Source organism: Allosphingosinicella deserti (assembly GCF_003012735.1).
Taxonomy (GTDB): Bacteria; Pseudomonadota; Alphaproteobacteria; order Sphingomonadales; family Sphingomonadaceae; genus Allosphingosinicella; species Allosphingosinicella deserti.
The window spans coordinates 162,409-178,154 of sequence record NZ_PXYI01000003.1 but is presented as its reverse complement, the minus strand read 5'-3'; the positions used below and the strand labels follow the sequence as shown (position 1 = coordinate 178,154).

General features: G+C 65.9%; 14 protein-coding genes. 8 read left to right on the top strand and 6 right to left on the bottom strand.

Annotated elements, in window-relative coordinates; genetic code table 11:
* Complete coding sequence (locus C7I55_RS09265; protein WP_106512659.1) at nt 1-744, top strand: LytR/AlgR family response regulator transcription factor; 744 nt, start codon at nt 1-3, stop codon at nt 742-744.
* Nucleotides 745-825: 81 nt separating this feature from the next.
* Entirely contained in the window at nt 826-1,881 is a 1,056-nt protein-coding gene (locus C7I55_RS09260) for a DUF3616 domain-containing protein (RefSeq protein WP_158266355.1), read from the top strand.
* Between the two features lie 32 nt (nt 1,882-1,913).
* On the opposite strand, the gene C7I55_RS09255 is transcribed toward C7I55_RS09260, so the two are convergent.
* Complete coding sequence (locus C7I55_RS09255) at nt 1,914-2,345, bottom strand: HIRAN domain-containing protein (RefSeq protein ID WP_106512657.1); 432 nt, start codon at nt 2,343-2,345, stop codon at nt 1,914-1,916.
* 168 nt (nt 2,346-2,513) lie between these two features.
* On the opposite strand from C7I55_RS09255, the gene C7I55_RS09250 reads away from it, so the two are divergent.
* From C7I55_RS09250 to C7I55_RS09240, 3 genes are all read left to right on the top strand, one after another.
* On the top strand, nt 2,514-4,946 hold the full coding sequence (locus C7I55_RS09250; RefSeq protein ID WP_233222129.1) for a zinc-dependent metalloprotease: 2,433 nt from the start codon (nt 2,514-2,516) through the stop codon (nt 4,944-4,946).
* A gap of 97 nt (nt 4,947-5,043) precedes the next feature.
* Complete coding sequence (locus tag C7I55_RS09245) at nt 5,044-5,865, top strand: HEAT repeat domain-containing protein (protein ID WP_106512656.1); 822 nt, start codon at nt 5,044-5,046, stop codon at nt 5,863-5,865.
* A gap of 1 nt (nt 5,866) precedes the next feature.
* A complete protein-coding gene (locus tag C7I55_RS09240; protein WP_106512655.1) occupies nt 5,867-6,730 on the top strand; it encodes a HEAT repeat domain-containing protein in 864 nt (287 codons plus the stop codon).
* Here the strand turns inward: C7I55_RS09240 and C7I55_RS09235 are convergent.
* Nucleotides 6,694-7,533, bottom strand: a complete 840-nt coding sequence (locus C7I55_RS09235) for a sulfotransferase family protein (protein ID WP_158266354.1) — start codon at nt 7,531-7,533, stop codon at nt 6,694-6,696. The two genes, C7I55_RS09240 and C7I55_RS09235, sit on opposite strands and share 37 nt — an antisense overlap.
* Nucleotides 7,534-7,729: 196 nt before the next feature.
* Here C7I55_RS09235 and C7I55_RS09230 point away from each other — a divergent pair, with 196 nt between their 5' ends.
* Nucleotides 7,730-8,047, top strand: coding sequence for a hypothetical protein (locus tag C7I55_RS09230; RefSeq protein WP_146150979.1), 318 nt, complete (start codon nt 7,730-7,732; stop codon nt 8,045-8,047).
* A 120-nt stretch (nt 8,048-8,167) separates the two neighbouring features.
* Nucleotides 8,168-8,875 carry an SDR family oxidoreductase gene (locus C7I55_RS09225; RefSeq protein ID WP_106512653.1) on the top strand — a complete coding sequence of 236 codons (708 nt, stop codon included), beginning with the start codon at nt 8,168-8,170 and terminating at the stop codon, nt 8,873-8,875.
* Here C7I55_RS09225 and C7I55_RS09220 read toward each other — a convergent pair.
* Nucleotides 8,811-9,923 (bottom strand): cupin-like domain-containing protein, encoded by a 1,113-nt coding sequence (locus C7I55_RS09220; RefSeq protein ID WP_158266352.1) that lies wholly within the window; start codon nt 9,921-9,923, stop codon nt 8,811-8,813. The two genes, C7I55_RS09225 and C7I55_RS09220, sit on opposite strands and share 65 nt — an antisense overlap.
* 273 nt (nt 9,924-10,196) lie before the next feature.
* Between C7I55_RS09220 and C7I55_RS09215 the strand changes: the two genes are divergently transcribed.
* On the top strand, nt 10,197-12,485 hold the full coding sequence (locus C7I55_RS09215; protein WP_106512651.1) for a putative bifunctional diguanylate cyclase/phosphodiesterase: 2,289 nt from the start codon (nt 10,197-10,199) through the stop codon (nt 12,483-12,485).
* A gap of 12 nt (nt 12,486-12,497) precedes the next feature.
* Here C7I55_RS09215 and C7I55_RS09210 read toward each other — a convergent pair whose 3' ends face one another.
* The 3 genes from C7I55_RS09210 to C7I55_RS09200 all read right to left on the bottom strand — a co-directional run bounded on the left by C7I55_RS09210 (nt 12,498) and on the right by C7I55_RS09200 (nt 15,684).
* Nucleotides 12,498-12,833, bottom strand: coding sequence for a UrcA family protein (locus C7I55_RS09210; RefSeq protein ID WP_106512650.1), 336 nt, complete (start codon nt 12,831-12,833; stop codon nt 12,498-12,500).
* A gap of 220 nt (nt 12,834-13,053) precedes the next feature.
* Nucleotides 13,054-13,908, bottom strand: coding sequence for an alpha/beta hydrolase (locus C7I55_RS09205; protein WP_106512649.1), 855 nt, complete (start codon nt 13,906-13,908; stop codon nt 13,054-13,056).
* 183 nt (nt 13,909-14,091) lie between these two features.
* Nucleotides 14,092-15,684 (bottom strand): L,D-transpeptidase family protein, encoded by a 1,593-nt coding sequence (locus C7I55_RS09200; protein ID WP_106512648.1) that lies wholly within the window; start codon nt 15,682-15,684, stop codon nt 14,092-14,094.
* Nucleotides 15,685-15,746 lie beyond the last annotated feature (62 nt).

Below are 15,746 nucleotides of genomic sequence, written 5' to 3'. Positions count from 1 at the left end.
ATGTCCGAAAGTATCCGCTTCCTCATCGTCGACGACGAACCGCTCGCGGTCGAGCGTCTGCAATTGCTCCTTGCCCGGATCGACGGAGTGGCGCTTGCCGGCACCGCGTCCGAAGGGGCGGCGGCCTTGCGGCTGATCGAGGCGCTGCAGCCCGATGCGGTGCTGCTCGACATCGCCATGCCCGCCATGGACGGCATCGAGGTTGCGCGGGCGCTCGGCACGCTCGACAAGCCGCCTCTGGTGATCTTCGTCACCGCCTTCGACACCTTCGCCGTCGCCGCCTTCGAGGTCGAGGCGGTCGACTATCTGATGAAGCCGGTGTCCGGCGAACGGCTCGGCAAGGCCGTCGAGCGGGTCCGCGCCCGCCTGGACGACGACAGCCCTGCGGAGCCGGCACCCGAGAAATCGCGCTACCTCGAGGAATTCTGGGTGTCGGAGGCGCGCGGCCTGGTCCGCCTCGCCGCCGCCGACATCGATCGGATCAGCGCCGAGCGCGACTATATGCGTCTCCACGTCGGCAGCCGCAGCTGGCTGATCAATCACACCATCGCCCGGCTGGAGGAGGAGCTCGATCCCGAGCGCTTCGTGCGCCTGCACCGCTCCTCGATCGTCCGCCGCGACTTCGTCACCGGCTTCCGCCGCGACGAGACCGGTCGCTGGTATGCCCAGCTCGGCGACGGCGAAGAGCAGAAGGTCGGGCGGCTCTATCTTCAGAACGCACGCGAGCTCGCCGGCCGCGGCTGAGCCGCGGACATCCAGCCATGGTGGAACATGGCGCTGCCCGGCCGGTCGAAGGCCGGCAACATCGTTTGAGGAGACAAGATCGTGAGCGCATGGCCCGAACCTGCCGAGCCCGCCGCCCGGGTCACCCTCCGCTTCGGCGACATCGACGATGACGTGATCGAGAATCTGTCCGCCGGCACCCGGATCGAGCACACCTTGTTCGTGGCGGCCGACGAGCAGGCCCAGATCGAAGGGCTGACAAAGTCGGGCACGGACTGGAGCGACCATCGCCGCTTCGCGATCGATGCGCTGCTCCCGGTCTCCTTTCCGGACGAGGAAGCGGATGTCGAGGGTCTCGCCGCCGACGACAATTGGCTGTGGGTGGTGGGGAGCCACGCGCGTACGCGGCCTAAGCCGGAGAAGGCGCCCGGCGGGTGCATCGATCTCGACGATCTCGCCGACCTCAAGGATACCCGCCCGCGCGCCTTGCTCGGGCGGATCCCGCTAATCGAGCAGGGCGGGCGCTGGACGCCGGTCGCCCAGGACGGGAAGCGGCGCGCGGGAATTCTCAAACAAGGGAAACATGGCAACGCGGTGGCCAAAGCCTTCAGGCGCGATCCGCTGCTGCGGCCTTTCACGCGCATTCCGGCCAAGGAAGGCGGCATCGACGTCGAGGGGATCGCGGTGTGCGGCGATCGTGTTGCGCTCGGCATGCGCGGTCCGGTGATCGCAACCCACGCATTGCTGATCGAGTTTGCGGTTCAGGCGAAGAAGTCCGGATCGCTCGCCCTCACCGCGCCGCCGGTGCGGCGGCTCCTTGCGTTGGAGGGACTCGGCATCCGGGATCTCAAACGCTGCGGGGACGATCTGCTGATCCTCGCCGGCCCGACCACCGGGCTGAGCGGGCCGTGCGCGCTCTACCGCTGGCGCGATTGGGTCAACGATCCGCCCCATGATCCCAGCCGCGTCCGCCTCCACCGTCCGGAGCGCATCTGCGAGCTTCCGTTCGGGCGCGGGGAGGATCATCCCGAAGGCTTGGCGCTTTGGGAAGACGACGCCGACGGCGCGCGCCAGATCCTGGTAATCTGCGACAGCCCGTCGCCTGCCCGTCTCGGCAACAAGGCGCTCGTTGCCGATGTCTTTCGGCTGCCGGCCTGACGCCCCAGAGGAGGCCAACCCGAAGCTGCACCTCAGCAATCGTCGGGCGGGACCTCGTCCGGCCAGAAGCCGCTGTCCGGATCTGCGAGGCCCGCTGCAGGATCCCCGCGGTTGATCGGCGCCGAAGACGACCGCGGAGCGGGCAGCGCGGGATCCTTACCGTCCAGATTGACCCGGATCACCGCGCCTTTGTTGGAGCCTTCCTGGAAAACCGCGCGGATTTCCTGGCCTTGCCGCAGCTTGCCGCCGATCCACACGCATCGTTCGGCGGTGAGATACCCGATCTGGACGTTGCGCGCGCTGTACACCGCGACTGCCGCCGGATCGGCCTTGTTGGTCGGCTCCGGGACGAGCTTCACCGGTTCGCCCGGCGTGCACATCGCCACTTCGAACTGGCGATTGCCGCCATCCTTGTTGGGGAACGCCATGCCGACCACGGCCAGGCTGAGATCGCGACTGGGCATGGCCACTCTATAATCGCACCACCGCGATTCTCGAGCCTCTGCGTGCCGAGATAAGGCGGCAGCGTGAACTTCACACCCGCCGGTGGACCGCCGCTGCAACCCGTGGCACGAACCCGGTCGACTTCAGGGAGGCAGAGGCGAATGGCGCAGACGAGGAAACCGGGTTCGATGAAGCATTTGGCGATGGCGACCGCCTGCCTCGCGCTGACCTCCGTCTCTTCCATCGCCTCCGCGCAAGCTCCGGCCGCCCAGACTGTCGCGCAGGCCGCCGCGGCGGTTCTTGCGCTCAAGCCCGCCGCCGACGGCAAGATCCTTGTCGCTGTCCCCCGCCCGGCCGCCGATGGAGTCGCGCTGCGGCTGCTGCATGCAACCACGCTTCGTACCGGGGTCGGATCGTCACGGCTCGGCCTCGATCGGGGGAGCTTCGGGCCGACCCGCCTGATGGTCGTGCGCCGGATTGGCGACAAGGCGGTCATCCAGTATGAAAACCCACGCTTCCGGGCGACGCTCGGGACGGAGCGCGAGCGCGCGGCGGTCCGCGACAGCTTCGCCAACTCGACCGCCTGGGTGGCCGACATCGTCGAGACCAGGGCCGATGGCAGCTTCACCTTCGACATCGCGCCCTATCTCGCCGCCGACGTCGCTGGAGTCGCCCCATCGCTCCAGGCCTCCGGCGCGAAGGGCTATCGTCAGGTCGAGAAAGCGAGCATCGCCGATCCGGCCTCGATCAAGGCCTTTGCCGACAATGTCGAGGTCGACGCCTTGCAGACCTTCCGATCGGACGAGGCAACGCCCGCGTCCGGCGTCACCGCCCCCGACCCGCGCCAGATAAGCTTCGTCGTCCACCATTCGTTCGTGCGCTTGCCCGGCCCCGGCTACGTCCCTCGGCGCCTGGATCCGCGGGTCGGCGGCTTCGGATCGCAGGCGGTCGATTTCTCGGTGCCGCTCGGCGATCGGGTCGTCTACGATCTCGTCAACCGGTTCCGGCTGGAGAAGGTCGATCCGGGCGCCGCGCGCTCGCCGGTGAAGAAGCCGATCGTCTTCTACGTCGACAATGGCGCGCCCGAGCCGATCCGGACCGCCTTGCTGGAGGGCGTGCGCTGGTGGAGCGAGGCGTTCGACCGCGCCGGCTATGTCGGCGGCTTCCGCGCCGAGATCCTGCCCGAGGGCGCCGATCCGATGGACGTCCGCTACAATGTCGTGAACTGGGTGAACCGCGAGACCCGCGGCTGGTCCTACGGCCAGGTCATCGCCGATCCGCGCACCGGCGAGATCGTCAAGGGCTCGGTGCTGCTCGGCTCGCTGCGGGTCCGCCAGGACATGCTGATCTTCGATGCCCTGCTCGGCGCCTCGACCGATCCGAACAGCCCGGCGGTGCGCGCCGCCCTCGCCCGCATCCGCCAACTCGCCGCCCATGAAGTCGGCCATGCGCTCGGCTTGGTCCACAATTTCGCCGCGAGCACCCAGGGCCGCGCATCGGTGATGGATTACCCGGCGCCCCGCATCGGGCTGACCGACGGCCGCCCGGATCTTTCGGACGCTTACGGCGTCGGTCTCGGCGACTGGGATCGTTTCGCGATCGACTGGGCCTATGGCGCACCGCCGCCCGGCGTCGATCCGGATGTCGCCGCACGGCAGAAAGCGGACTCGATGATCGCCTCGGGTGCCCGCTTCGTCAGCGATTCGGACGCCCGGGCGCCAGGCTCCGCCCAGCCTTGGGGCAGCCTGTGGGACGACGGCGCCGATCCGGTCGCCGAACTCGATCGCATGCTCGCGGTGCGGCAGGCGGCGATCGCCAATTTCGGGCCGAATGCCCTGCCCGCCGGCGCCCCCCTCGCTGGTCTGCGGCGAAGCTTCGTCCCGATCTGGCTGCTCCACCGCTATCAGATCGAGGCCGCGGCCAAATTGGTCGGCGGGGTCGACTATGATTATGGCGTCGCCGGGTCCGGACGTGCCGCAAGCCCCGTCGCAGCGGCCGATCAGGAACGCGCGCTGACCGCCTTGCTCGCCGCATTGCAGCCGAAGGCCCTTGCGGTGCCTGCGCGCCTGTTGCCGTTGCTGTCCGCCGCGGACGACGGCAACGAGGATCCCCAGTTCGGGATCGAGATCATGCCCACGGCCGGCGGGCCGGTGTTCGATCCGCTCGCCGCGGCGGATGTCGGCGCGACGCTGGTGCTTGGGCCCTTGCTCGAGCGCACCCGGCTCTCCCGCCTCCTGCTGCAGCAGGCTGCCGATCCTGCCCAGCTCGGCCTCGATACGCTGCTTGATCGGATCGCCCAGACAACCACGCAGGATCTGTCCGATCCCCTTCGCCGGCGGATTGCCTATCGCTCGTTGATGAGCATCGCCGGCGTCGCGCTCAGCGACCGTGCCGACCCGGAAGTCGCCGCGGTCGCCGCGGCCAAGCTTGGCGCGGTCGCCGCTACGCTCGGCAAGGCACGCGGCGACGGCGCGGAGGCCGCGTGGCGGCGGGGAACTGCCGCTTTGCTCATCGATCGCGAACGGCTGACCGCGGAGCTGCAGCGGCAGGCGAAACCGCCGGAAGTCCCGCCCGGGATGCCGATCGGCGCGGCCGGGGGAGGCGGTTGGTTCGACGGCTGAAAGTCCAGCCGGGCGCGCGACTGGCGTGCCCAGCTAACGCGCATCATCCTGGCGCAAGTTGACGCTTCGAGATCCCGAGGCGTATACTTGCGCCGGGATGCTGAACAGTATCGCATTGCAGGCGCGGGCGATCGCCTCACGGCCGGACTTCACGTTCGGCGACTATGCCGAGCTATTCGCCGACCTTGATGCCACTGTCGTCTCGGAAATGTTCGGGACATTTCTGCGCGACATCCTGGCAGCACCCGCCGACGGCGAGCAAATCTACCACGATGAACTACATCTTGCATCCGAGGGCGATTTCAACCTGACGCTCAAGTTGACCGGCCGGGGAAGAACCACCGAGTTGACGGCAAGCGAATTCGACATGCTCGCGATCAACATCGGTGATCGCTCCGTCACACACGACCTGTATCGGACGGACATCGCGCCCGAAGCGCTACACAGGCGCCCGGCCGGCCTGGCTGCGCCGGAGCCCGTGGCGATATCCCCTTACGGCATCGGCAACTACCGCGCCTACACGGAGATTGCGGACCTTTCCGGTGCGGATCGGGAGGTGCCCCTGCTCGTCGTCCACTCCCGCGCCCGGGGCGAGACGACCTGGGTGTTCGACCGCCGTACCGGCGCACCCATCGGGCTGACCGACAACCATCTGCAAAGCTCGCGGCTTCGAATTGCCGCCCGGATCATGGGTGCGCTTCCGGGGGACGGTTCGACGGCGGACGTCCTGGAGCGGCTCGCCCGATCGGATCAGACCCACTTCGTACGCTGGGAAGCGGCGGAAAGCATATGGAAGATCGACCCTGTGCGGGGCACCGCCTTGCTCCGTGACCATCTCGCGCAAGATCCGCATCCCGCAATCCGGGAGGCCGCACGCAAGACTTTGGCCAATATCGCAGCGGCCGCAGGGGGATCCTGACATGGTTCTCACCCTCTCCTCCCACGCCGCCACAAGCATCCCGCTGGAGGAATATGTCGACATCTGCGACTCCATCGCCAATCTGCGAGACCGCGAACAGGCCCTCGCGACGGCGGACGCCCTCAAGGCATTGTCCAACAACAAGACCTTCCTGGTTGATTTTCTCAACACGGAGATGAAGTCCATCGCGGGTTTTCAAGCGGGCAATGACTTCAAGCCGCCGACCTTCATCCTTCACCGCGGCGCCGGATACGCGGTTCGCGCCGTCGTGTGGCTGCCGGCTGCGGAGGCGGACAATCCCGCCTTATTCTCCTATTACGAAACCCACGATCACAATTTCGATTTCCTCACCTGCGGCTATTATGGGCCGGGCTATCGAACCCGTATCTACGAATATGATCATGGTCGGGTGGCCGGCTATCCGGGCGAGCCGGTCGATTTGCGCTTCATCGAGGAAACCATGCTGCCCGAGGGTAAGCTGATGTACTATCTCGCGAGCCGGGACGTGCACACCCAATTGCCGCCGGATGCGCTCTCCGTCTCGCTGAACCTCATCCTGCCGCGAGAGCGCCAGGACCGGCTGACCCAATATGAATTCGACGCCACCGCACGAACGGTCCAGGGCAGTTTTGCGGACATGCGGATGCGCCGGACGATCTTTGCTGCGCTGAAACATATCGGCGACGACAACAGCCTAGACCTCGTCGCCACCATCGCGGGGAAGCATCATGATCACCGCACGCGTGCCTTGGCCTGGGACACGCTGATCGCGATGGCGCCAGGCGACCGGGCCGCCTTGGTCGAAAAGGCCATGGATGATCCCAGCCGCTACGTCCGCGAGGTCGTACGCCGCGGCCTCCGGTGACGGCCGGGCGGCGAGTGCCTCCGCGGCCGTAGCGAACGCGCCGTTTCGACGACCGGGACTCCGGGGACCGGGCGGGCAGCGAGATCGTCGAGCAGCCGTTGCTCGAACGCCGCCATCCTGGCGCGAAGCCGCCACCGGTACTCGCTTTCGTCCATGCCATCGGTAGTCGTCCAGTCTTCGACGGACCATTTGAGATCGAGATATTGGGCGAATTCGCCGCCTTCGTTGGCGTGCGGAAAGGGGGTTCGAGGCACGTCCGCCCCGACGAATGCGCACAAGGGCGCCCAGCCCTCCCGGACGTCGAAGACGAGCAGGCGGTCGGCCGGCACGTAGGCTCTCACCGCCTCGACATGCTCCCGATAGCGTCCGATCGCATGATCCTGGTCTTCGAATCGCCCATTCATCACGCCGTGCCAGAACAGATCGTCGAGCAGGCGCGCAAAGTCTTCCATTCCCGCGCTGCGCACCCTGCGCAGCGCATAGATCGTGCGGGCAACGCTCCGGTACCAGCTTCGCTCGTCCCGGACGCTCAACAGGATGCGGGCATCCGGATAGACATCGAGCAGCTGACGATAGAAGAGGGCCGCTGGAAGATCGACGGTCGCGCCGTAGCCGGAGAACAAAGCGTGCCAGTTCACCGCCTCGCCGTGCGCGGCGCGTGACCACAGCTGGACATGGTCGTGCTGATGATGACCCGCAAGGACTTCACGCATGTGGTAGCAAGGGCCGAGACCGATCTGCTCGATCGCCTTTTTGAGGGACATCGTCCCGGTCCGCGGATATCCGGCGCCGATTATCTTCATCCGAAACGGACAATCTCATGAAAGTCGTTGTTTCACAAGACCAATCACCGAAGCCGTCCCGATTGATAGCTAGGTTCCACTGCGTTAATCTGATTGAGCAGCTGATTCGGAAATAATCCATGTCGCGCGAAACATGTTTCATCATCATTGTGCTCGAAATGGACAGATGCACCGAAGTCTCTGCACATCGTCACTCTTGAACGAGGAAGAGAAGATGAGTTCGGAGAGAAAGCCACAAGAAAATCCTTTCGTCCCGCTGGACACGCCGGTCAGCCTCGCCAGCGCAAGCGAGCGCGTCGTCCAGACGAACGAGATCGGCCGCGTGATCGGCTTCGGCTGCCATCAGGACGAGCAGGACGCTCTTGAATCCCTGAAGCAATTCGCCAAGCAGGCGCGGGAGAACCCTGACGCCGCGTCCGACCCGAGCTTCCGCGAAACCCTGCACGGGCACGTTCAAAAGCTCGAGGAGGCGATTGCGAGCTCCTATGGCGGCACCTCCGGCAGCCAATCCTGAACAAGCGCGGTGCGAAGGGCCGGTCCGGCGCAGTAGGAGCAGGGCTCCTGTCGCGACCGGCTCTTCGCTCTCTCTGCCGATCGGCGCGCCTGCGCGGGCCGCACTTGCCGAACGGGACCAATGATAAGCGTGCCTATCCGTGCTATCGTCACCGGAGCGAGCCGAGGTATAGGCCGAGCGATTGCGCTGGAACTCGCGTCATCCGGAGCGCACCTCGCACTCGTCGCCCGTCGCAAGGAGCCGCTCGACATGGTTGCCGAAGAGGTCTCGGCACTGGGCGGGTTCGCCCGCACCTTCCCATGCGACCTCACGCGAACCGGCACCCTCGCCGATCTGGTGGAGCGGATCGCGGCGGCGCTCGGCGGCATCGATACGCTGATCAACAATGCCGGCGCCTTCGATCTCACGCCGGTCGGGGAAGCGGATCTCGATCGCTGGGATCATGTGCTCGATCTTAATCTGAGGGCTGTGATCCACCTCAGCCGGCATGCCTTGCCCCATCTGCAGCGCAATTCCTGCTCGACGATCGTCAACGTCGCCTCGGTGGCGGGCAAGGATTATCTTGCCAAAGGCGGCATATATGGTGCGAGCAAGTTCGGCCTGTTCGGCTTCGCCGGCGCGTTGTTCGAGGACGTCCGCAACCAGGGCGTGAAGGTCTGCACGATCGCTCCGGGACAGGTTGCCGCCGCGCGGATCGACGGCGCCCCGCCCCATCCATCGGCGGCCGTACCCGCCGGGGATATTGCCCGCGTGGTGGCGTTCGTCATCGGCTTTCCGGCGACCAGCTGTCCAACCGAGATCGTTCTTCGGGCACAGCATCGGGCATGATCGGCGACATGCCGTAGAGTGAACCGCTTTCCAGGCGGCTCCGCCAAAGCTCCGCTTCGCCGACGCCGGCCAGGGAGGCGAAATAGGGTGCCTCCGGAGCCTCGGGGCACGCAGTTGAATGGAGTTTCCTGAACAGCGGATCGAGCGCGGCATATTTCGCGAACGGATCGAGCGAGCGGTCGGTGTAGACGGCCAGCAAGTGATCGAATGCACCCGGCAGGCGTTCCTCGACGAAAGTGCGATCGGCACATTTCGCCGCAAGGCCCTGAACCACATGATCCGTATGGAACAGGCCGCCGCCGAGCAGCCTCAGATAGCGGTTTCGCTTGAGGCGGATGTTGATCGACATGGAATCATCGAGATATTCGATATGGTGCCAGAAGGCGGCAGGGATCAGCAGGGCCTCGCCGGGCGCCAGCACATCGTCTTGCGCGTGCGTGTAGCGGATGAAATCCGCCTTGTCCTCCGGACTGAAGTTGCACAGGAGATATTCGCTGAAGTTCATCGCAGGCCGGAGTTTCTGCGACTGGCACGGCGCAATCAGGATTACCCGCTTGCGACCGAAGACCTGGTACAGCAATGCGCCGTGATAATCGCAATCATAGTGCAGGTTTGATCGGTTGCCGGCATTGCCGACGAACAGCCGCGACCGGATCTCGTCACCGTCTTCTTCATTGATCTTGGCATAGTCGCCGATGTCGCAGAGAGACAGGATGCGCTGCGGTGTCGGCTGTTCCAGGCACAGCATCCGGGTGCCGGGATGCTGCTGCTTGAAAGCCATATAGGCGGAGAAGGTCATCTCGGCGCGCGGCACCCGGCCTTGGTCGCGGTGCGCCTCGAAGTCGTTGAAGCTGTAATCGGGCCGGATTTCCAGTGGCAAGTCGCCGAACAGTTCTGATGCGGCTCCGGCATCCCGGACCGTATCGATCGGCTGCCCGCGGAACAATCCCGTGATGATGACCGGCTGCTGTCGGCAGAGCAAGGCATGAAGAGCGGCATATGATGGCCGCGAGACCCGTTCGATTCTGTTCGAGGTCCGCACGTTCACGGCCGGAGACCTTTCGCCAACATCCGTTCGATCTATTGGAAGCGCAAGATGCCTCAGCGCGCAAGCCCAGACCGCAGCGGAGGTCCGCCCGAAGAGCCGATATGCGCGGCCACCGGCGGCGGGCGCTTCCTCGAAGAGGAGCGCTGTGAACGGCCACCAGGAGCGACGCCTTAACCGTCTCGAAAGCCTCTATAATGAGAGATCGGACGGTGATCATGCCGTGCTGATCGGCAGAGCCGCGATCCGGAGGGCGGCAGGGACGTGAGAGAGACGATGGGACTTCGTCGCGCGGGACTGGGCGCACGCTTCTTCGTGCAGGTGATTCTGCCGGTGGCGGCGCTTGCCCTTGCAATCGCAGTCTTCGCCTATCTCGGCGTTCGCACCTCCGCGCTCCGCAGCGACGAGGAATCGATCTCGCGGCAAGCGCGTGAGGTTCGGCTGGCGATCAGCGCGACCCTCGACGAGCTTGCACAGAGCCAGACCGGCGTCGCGATCTGGGATCCCGTCGTTCTCGAACTGCGCAAACCCCGCCCCGACCGCGGGTGGATCGATCAGAATGTCGGCACCTGGCTCAATTACGTCTTCGATCACGATGCCGACTTCATCCTCGGCCCCGACGATGCTCCGGTCTATGCGATGATCGACGGGGTCGGTGCCGATCCGGGTCGCTACCGCCGGCTCGCCGATGCCATCGCGCCGTTCGTCGAAGCGGTCCGCGGCCGATCGGGCGGCAAGGCGAATCCGCATGAGCGTCTGCCCGGGCAAGCCCTCCCCGCCGGCAGCAGCGTTCGAACGTCGACAAGCACGTTTCACGCCACCGATCTTGCAAGTCTCGACGGCCGGGCGGCGGCCGTCAGCGTGATGCGGATCATCCCGGATTCCCCCGCGGTGCCCTATGCCCCGGGCCGCGAGCCGTTGCTCGTCAGCATCCGCTATCTGGATGCCGACCTCATGCAGGAATTGTCGCAGATCCGGCTGATTGCCAAAGCGCGGGTCACCAAGGCCGCAGCCGCGCCCGGATCAGATCTCAGCATGCCGCTCGTGTCCTCGCGCGGGGTTCCGCTCGGCTACTTCACGTGGCAGCCGGAACTTCCGGGAAGCAAGGTCCTCCGATCGACCACTCCGGTTGCGATCGCGGCTTTCACGTCCGTTCTGGCGCTGCTGGGGCTGCTCGTCTTCGGGATCGCGCGCCTGATGCGCAAGGACATGCGCTCCCTAGAATTGTTGCAGGCGGCCCATGTCGAGCTCAAGGCCAAGGAAGCCCAGGCTCACCATCTCGCCTATCACGACGCCCTTACCGGTCTGCCCAATCGTGCAATGTTCCACAATGAAGTCGACCAGGCCCTCGCCCATCAGCGTGCCGAAAGCGCCTGCGCCGTCATGCTGCTCGATCTCGACCGCTTCAAGCAGGTCAACGACACGCTCGGACATCTGGGCGGTGACCTGCTGATCCAGGCGGTCGCGACGCGGATCCAGAACTGCCTCGGCGAGGGTGATGTCGTCGCCCGGCTCGGCGGCGACGAATTCGCGGTCCTGATCGCCAGCCACCACTCGGACGAGACCACTGCGACAACGGCGGACTCCATCCTCGCCGCGCTGCGCCTGCCGTTCGAAATTCTCGGCACCCAGGTCTATATCGGGGTCAGCATCGGCATCGCAGTCCACCCGCACTCCGCGGAAGATCGATCGGATCTGCTCCGCAAGGCCGATATCGCCATGTACCGGGCGAAGGAGGAAGGCCGCGACGCCTACCGCTTCTTCACCGGCAGCATGGACGAGAGCATCATCGTTCGCCGTGCGATCGAGCAGGATCTGCGGATCGCGCTCGATACCGGCGAGGGACTCTCGGTCTGCTACCAGCCGCAAATGGACGGCTCCGGCACCATTGTGACCGGCCTGGAAGCCCTGATCCGGTGGCACCATGCCGTACGCGGCGAGCTTACCCCGGAGGCTTTCATTCCGATCGCCGAGGAAGCCGGGCTGATCGATCAACTGGGCAAATGGGTGCTCGAGCAGGCGTGCGGCGTGGCACGCTTGTGGCCGGACCTGTCGATCGCGGTCAACGTTTCGCCGCTGCAGTTCCGTACGCACGGCTGCGCCGAGGCGCTGGAAGCGATCGTCCGCGCAGCCGGCGTCGAGCCCGGCCAGATCGAGCTCGAAATCACCGAAGGAATCCTGCTCGACGAGGACGAGGTCGTTCGCGACGCACTGGCCCGCCTGCGTCGGATCGGGTTCCGGATTGCCCTTGACGATTTCGGCACCGGCTATTCGAGCCTCAGCTACTTGCGCAAGTTCGAGGTCGACAAGATCAAGATCGATCGCAGCTTCGTGAAGCGGCTCGGCCACGACAACGAAGCGGCCGCGATCATCCACGCGGTGGTGACGCTCGGCCACGCAATGGCGCTCTCGGTCACCGCCGAGGGCGTCGAGACGGAGGAGCAGGGGCAGATGCTCCGGCTCGCCGGCTGCAACGAACTGCAGGGCTTCCTCTTCTCAGAAGCGGTGCCGCAGGCCGCCATTCAACAACTGGTGGATCGAAAGCGCACGTCGCTGGCGGCGTGACCTCGTACGGGTCTATTCGGATCGCCGCGCGAGCGTCACTGCGCCGGACGACTGCGCTTTGGCCAGCGCGACCTTTTCTGCCGTGCTGGCGAGCACTTCCTGGTGGCATGTCTCGGCCATCCGTTTCTCGCGCAGCGGGAACACCGGAACACGACCGCAGATCGCGTTGGCCGCATTCCTGATGCGTCGGTGCAATGCGGCGTTGCCGGATGCCGAGGCGAGATCGAGATCGCCGACCTGAACATCGATCGACCTCGGCTCCGCATAGATCTGGCTGAAAGCTGGTGCCGCGAATGCGGGGGTGGCGAGCGCAAGGAGGGCTGCCGCGGAGGTAAGCGACTTGTACATGATCTGGCATCCTGACCGGGGGCGGGTTGCGACGGGAGGGGCTCCTGCGGGATGAGGACAGGTCCTTTCTCCCGCCGCAGGACCGTCCTAGGCAAAGCCGGGACCGGATGCGCGCTGGCTTCTGCACAGGCGGGAAATCCTCCTGCGAACGGAACGGAACGGCGACGAACCGGCATTTCGCGTCGACCGAAAGAGGGAAACCGCAATCGCGGCAGTCCGGCTATTGCGCCGTTACGCTGTGTGCGAACGCGGTGACGTCGGCGAGCACCGGGGCTTTGCCGCGGAACGGCCGTGCAAGCGCGGTCATGATGCCGATATGCCCGACGTTCGGATAAGCCCGCACCTGCACCGGCACGCGGGCGGCGCGAAGCCGCTCGGCAAGGCGTGCGGCATGGCGCGGAGGCACCAGACTGTCTTTGCCCGCTGTCGCCAGGAAGGCCGGCGGATCGCCGGCGTCGACGAACGCGATCGGCTGGGTGGCGGGAAGATCGGCCGAATTGCCGAACGCCGCGCGGGTCACCGGTGAGTCCAGAGGCAGGAAATCATAGGGGCCGGCGAGACCCGCAAAGCCCTTGATGGCCGCCCGATCGGCGCCCAGCCAGCGCGGATCGAGCGCAAGCATCGCGGCATTGTAGGCGCCCGCGGAATGGCCGACGAGCACGATCCGGTTCGGATCGCCGCCGAAATTCGCGATGTTCGCCCGCACCCAGCTCACCGCCGCCGCATTGTCTTCGAGGAATGTCGGGAAATGTACTTCGGGAACCAGGCGGTAGTCCGGCACGACCGTGACGAACCCCTGCGCCGCGAGCGCGCGGCCGGCGAAGCGATAGCCGTCCTTGTCTCCCGAATTCCACGACCCGCCGTAGAGCCAGATGATGACAGGCAGTGGCGCGCCGACGCCGTTGGTACGTGGCGCGTAGACGTCGAGCCGTCCCCGGTCGGTGTCGGCGAAGCGCTGATCGGTTGCGACGCGTTCGGACGCCCTGTCCTTCGCGACTGCAGTGTCGAAGGCCGACAGGGCCGAGCAGCCGGTGAGCAGAAGGAAAGCGAACGGAACGAGCGACAGGAAGTGCATCTAAACAGCCAATCCGGGTCGGATGATAAGGGTATAGCGGCGAGACGCCAAGGCGCGCCTCGCCGCTTGGTTCACCTGAGCAGCCGAAACTCTCTGGTTCCGGGAGGATCGAGCCGCGGCCGGGTCTCGGCCCCGAGATCATCACGCAGACCTCCTCATTAACGCGATGCGGCCACTTCCCTCTTACGGGCCGACGTCGGTCACGTGGGTCTTCACGCGCGGACGGATCTGGCCTTCGAATCCGAGCGCCTGCGCCAGCTTGTCGTCCCAGCCGTAGGGATCGGTTCGGAACACCACTTTGCCACCGTCGAGATAGGCGCTGTGATAGAGCAGCCGCACCGGAATCTGGTTCGGCAACGGCACCGGCGTCTCCTTCTTCGTCGCCAGTGCCTTGTCGAACGCCTCGCGCTGGCCCTGGTCGTCCGCAAGCAAGCGGGCGAAGCCGATCGCATCCTCGACGCGCGCGCAGCCGTGGCTGGAATGCCGTTGCGTGCTGGCGAACAGCGCCTTGGCCGGCGTGTCGTGCAGGTAGATGGCGTGGTCGTTCAGCATGTCGAACTTGACCAGGCCGAGCGCCGACTTGGGTCCCGGCTCCTGCACCAGGCGGCCATTCTTGGTGACGATATTCTCCTTCGCCATATAGGCCGCGCCCTTGGGAAGGATCTCTTCCTTGGCGATCGACTCCGGGATCGTCCAATCGGGGTTGGCGACCAGGCGGGCGATCGGCGAGCCGAGCTCGGGGGTTTCCCAATCGGGCTGGCCGACGACGACCTTGCGGCGGTTCGCGGCCTGGCCGTCGCGCCAATAGGTGAGCTCGGCGGCGGCCGTGTTGACGTCGATCCGGGTCGCCGGCGCCGTCCGCGCGAGCCAGCGACGGCGTTCCAGATTGACCGCGAGGATCCGCGCGCGTTCCTTCGCCCCGGTGTTCAGCGCCTCGACCGTCGAATTGCCGATCACACCGTCCGGCTCGATCCCGTAATCCGCCTGCACCTTCTTCACCGCAGCGACGAGCTCGGCCGTATAGACCCCGGACGCCGGCGCCGCTTTCGCGTCGGTCTTGGCCTCAACACTGCCCTGAGCGTTGCCGCTCGCATCGCCGGCGCCCTGCGCCGGCTGCGCGGCCGCCAGATAGCCGTTCGTGCGCAGGGCTTCGGCGATCTGCGGCACCCGCGGATCCCGGCTGCGCGGCTTGATCGGTTCGCCTGCCTCTATCGCCGATTTCTGCTCCTGCGCCGCGCGATCGCGGTATGCGATATAGGCTTCCTGCAGCGCCTTGTACTCGGGGTCCTGCGGCGCGAGCCCGGCAAGCCACGTCCGAACGCCGCCGCCGTCCACCGCCTGATTGAGACCGGCGATCAGATCGACCTTGTTCATCGGCAATTCGTAAACTTCGAAGATCTTGCGGGGATCGACGAAACCGGTGGCGAGCGCTTGCGCATAATCCAGCGCGGCCAGGGTCAGTGCCGCTTCCCGCTCCGCGGCGTTGGCACCGGCCTTGGCATTCTTGACGTAACCGTCGGCATTGATGCCGTGCCGCTCGGCTTCGGCGAAGGCGGAGGTCAGGTCGGCCGAACGCTGGTCGTTCCACACCGCGGCCCAGTTTCGCGCGGCGTAGAAGCGCTTGACCCGCTCGTCCTTCACCGCCGCCTGGAGATCTTGCGGAGACACCTGGTTCGGATCGACCTGAACCGTCTCGCCCTGGGCACCGCCGCTCTGGCTTCCGCAGCCGGCGACCAGAAGGGCCGCGACCGATACGCACACCAACACTTTCCGCATGAATTCAGACGCCTCGCAATTCGATGAGGAGGTGGAACGTCCCACCGCTGCCTAACGATCCG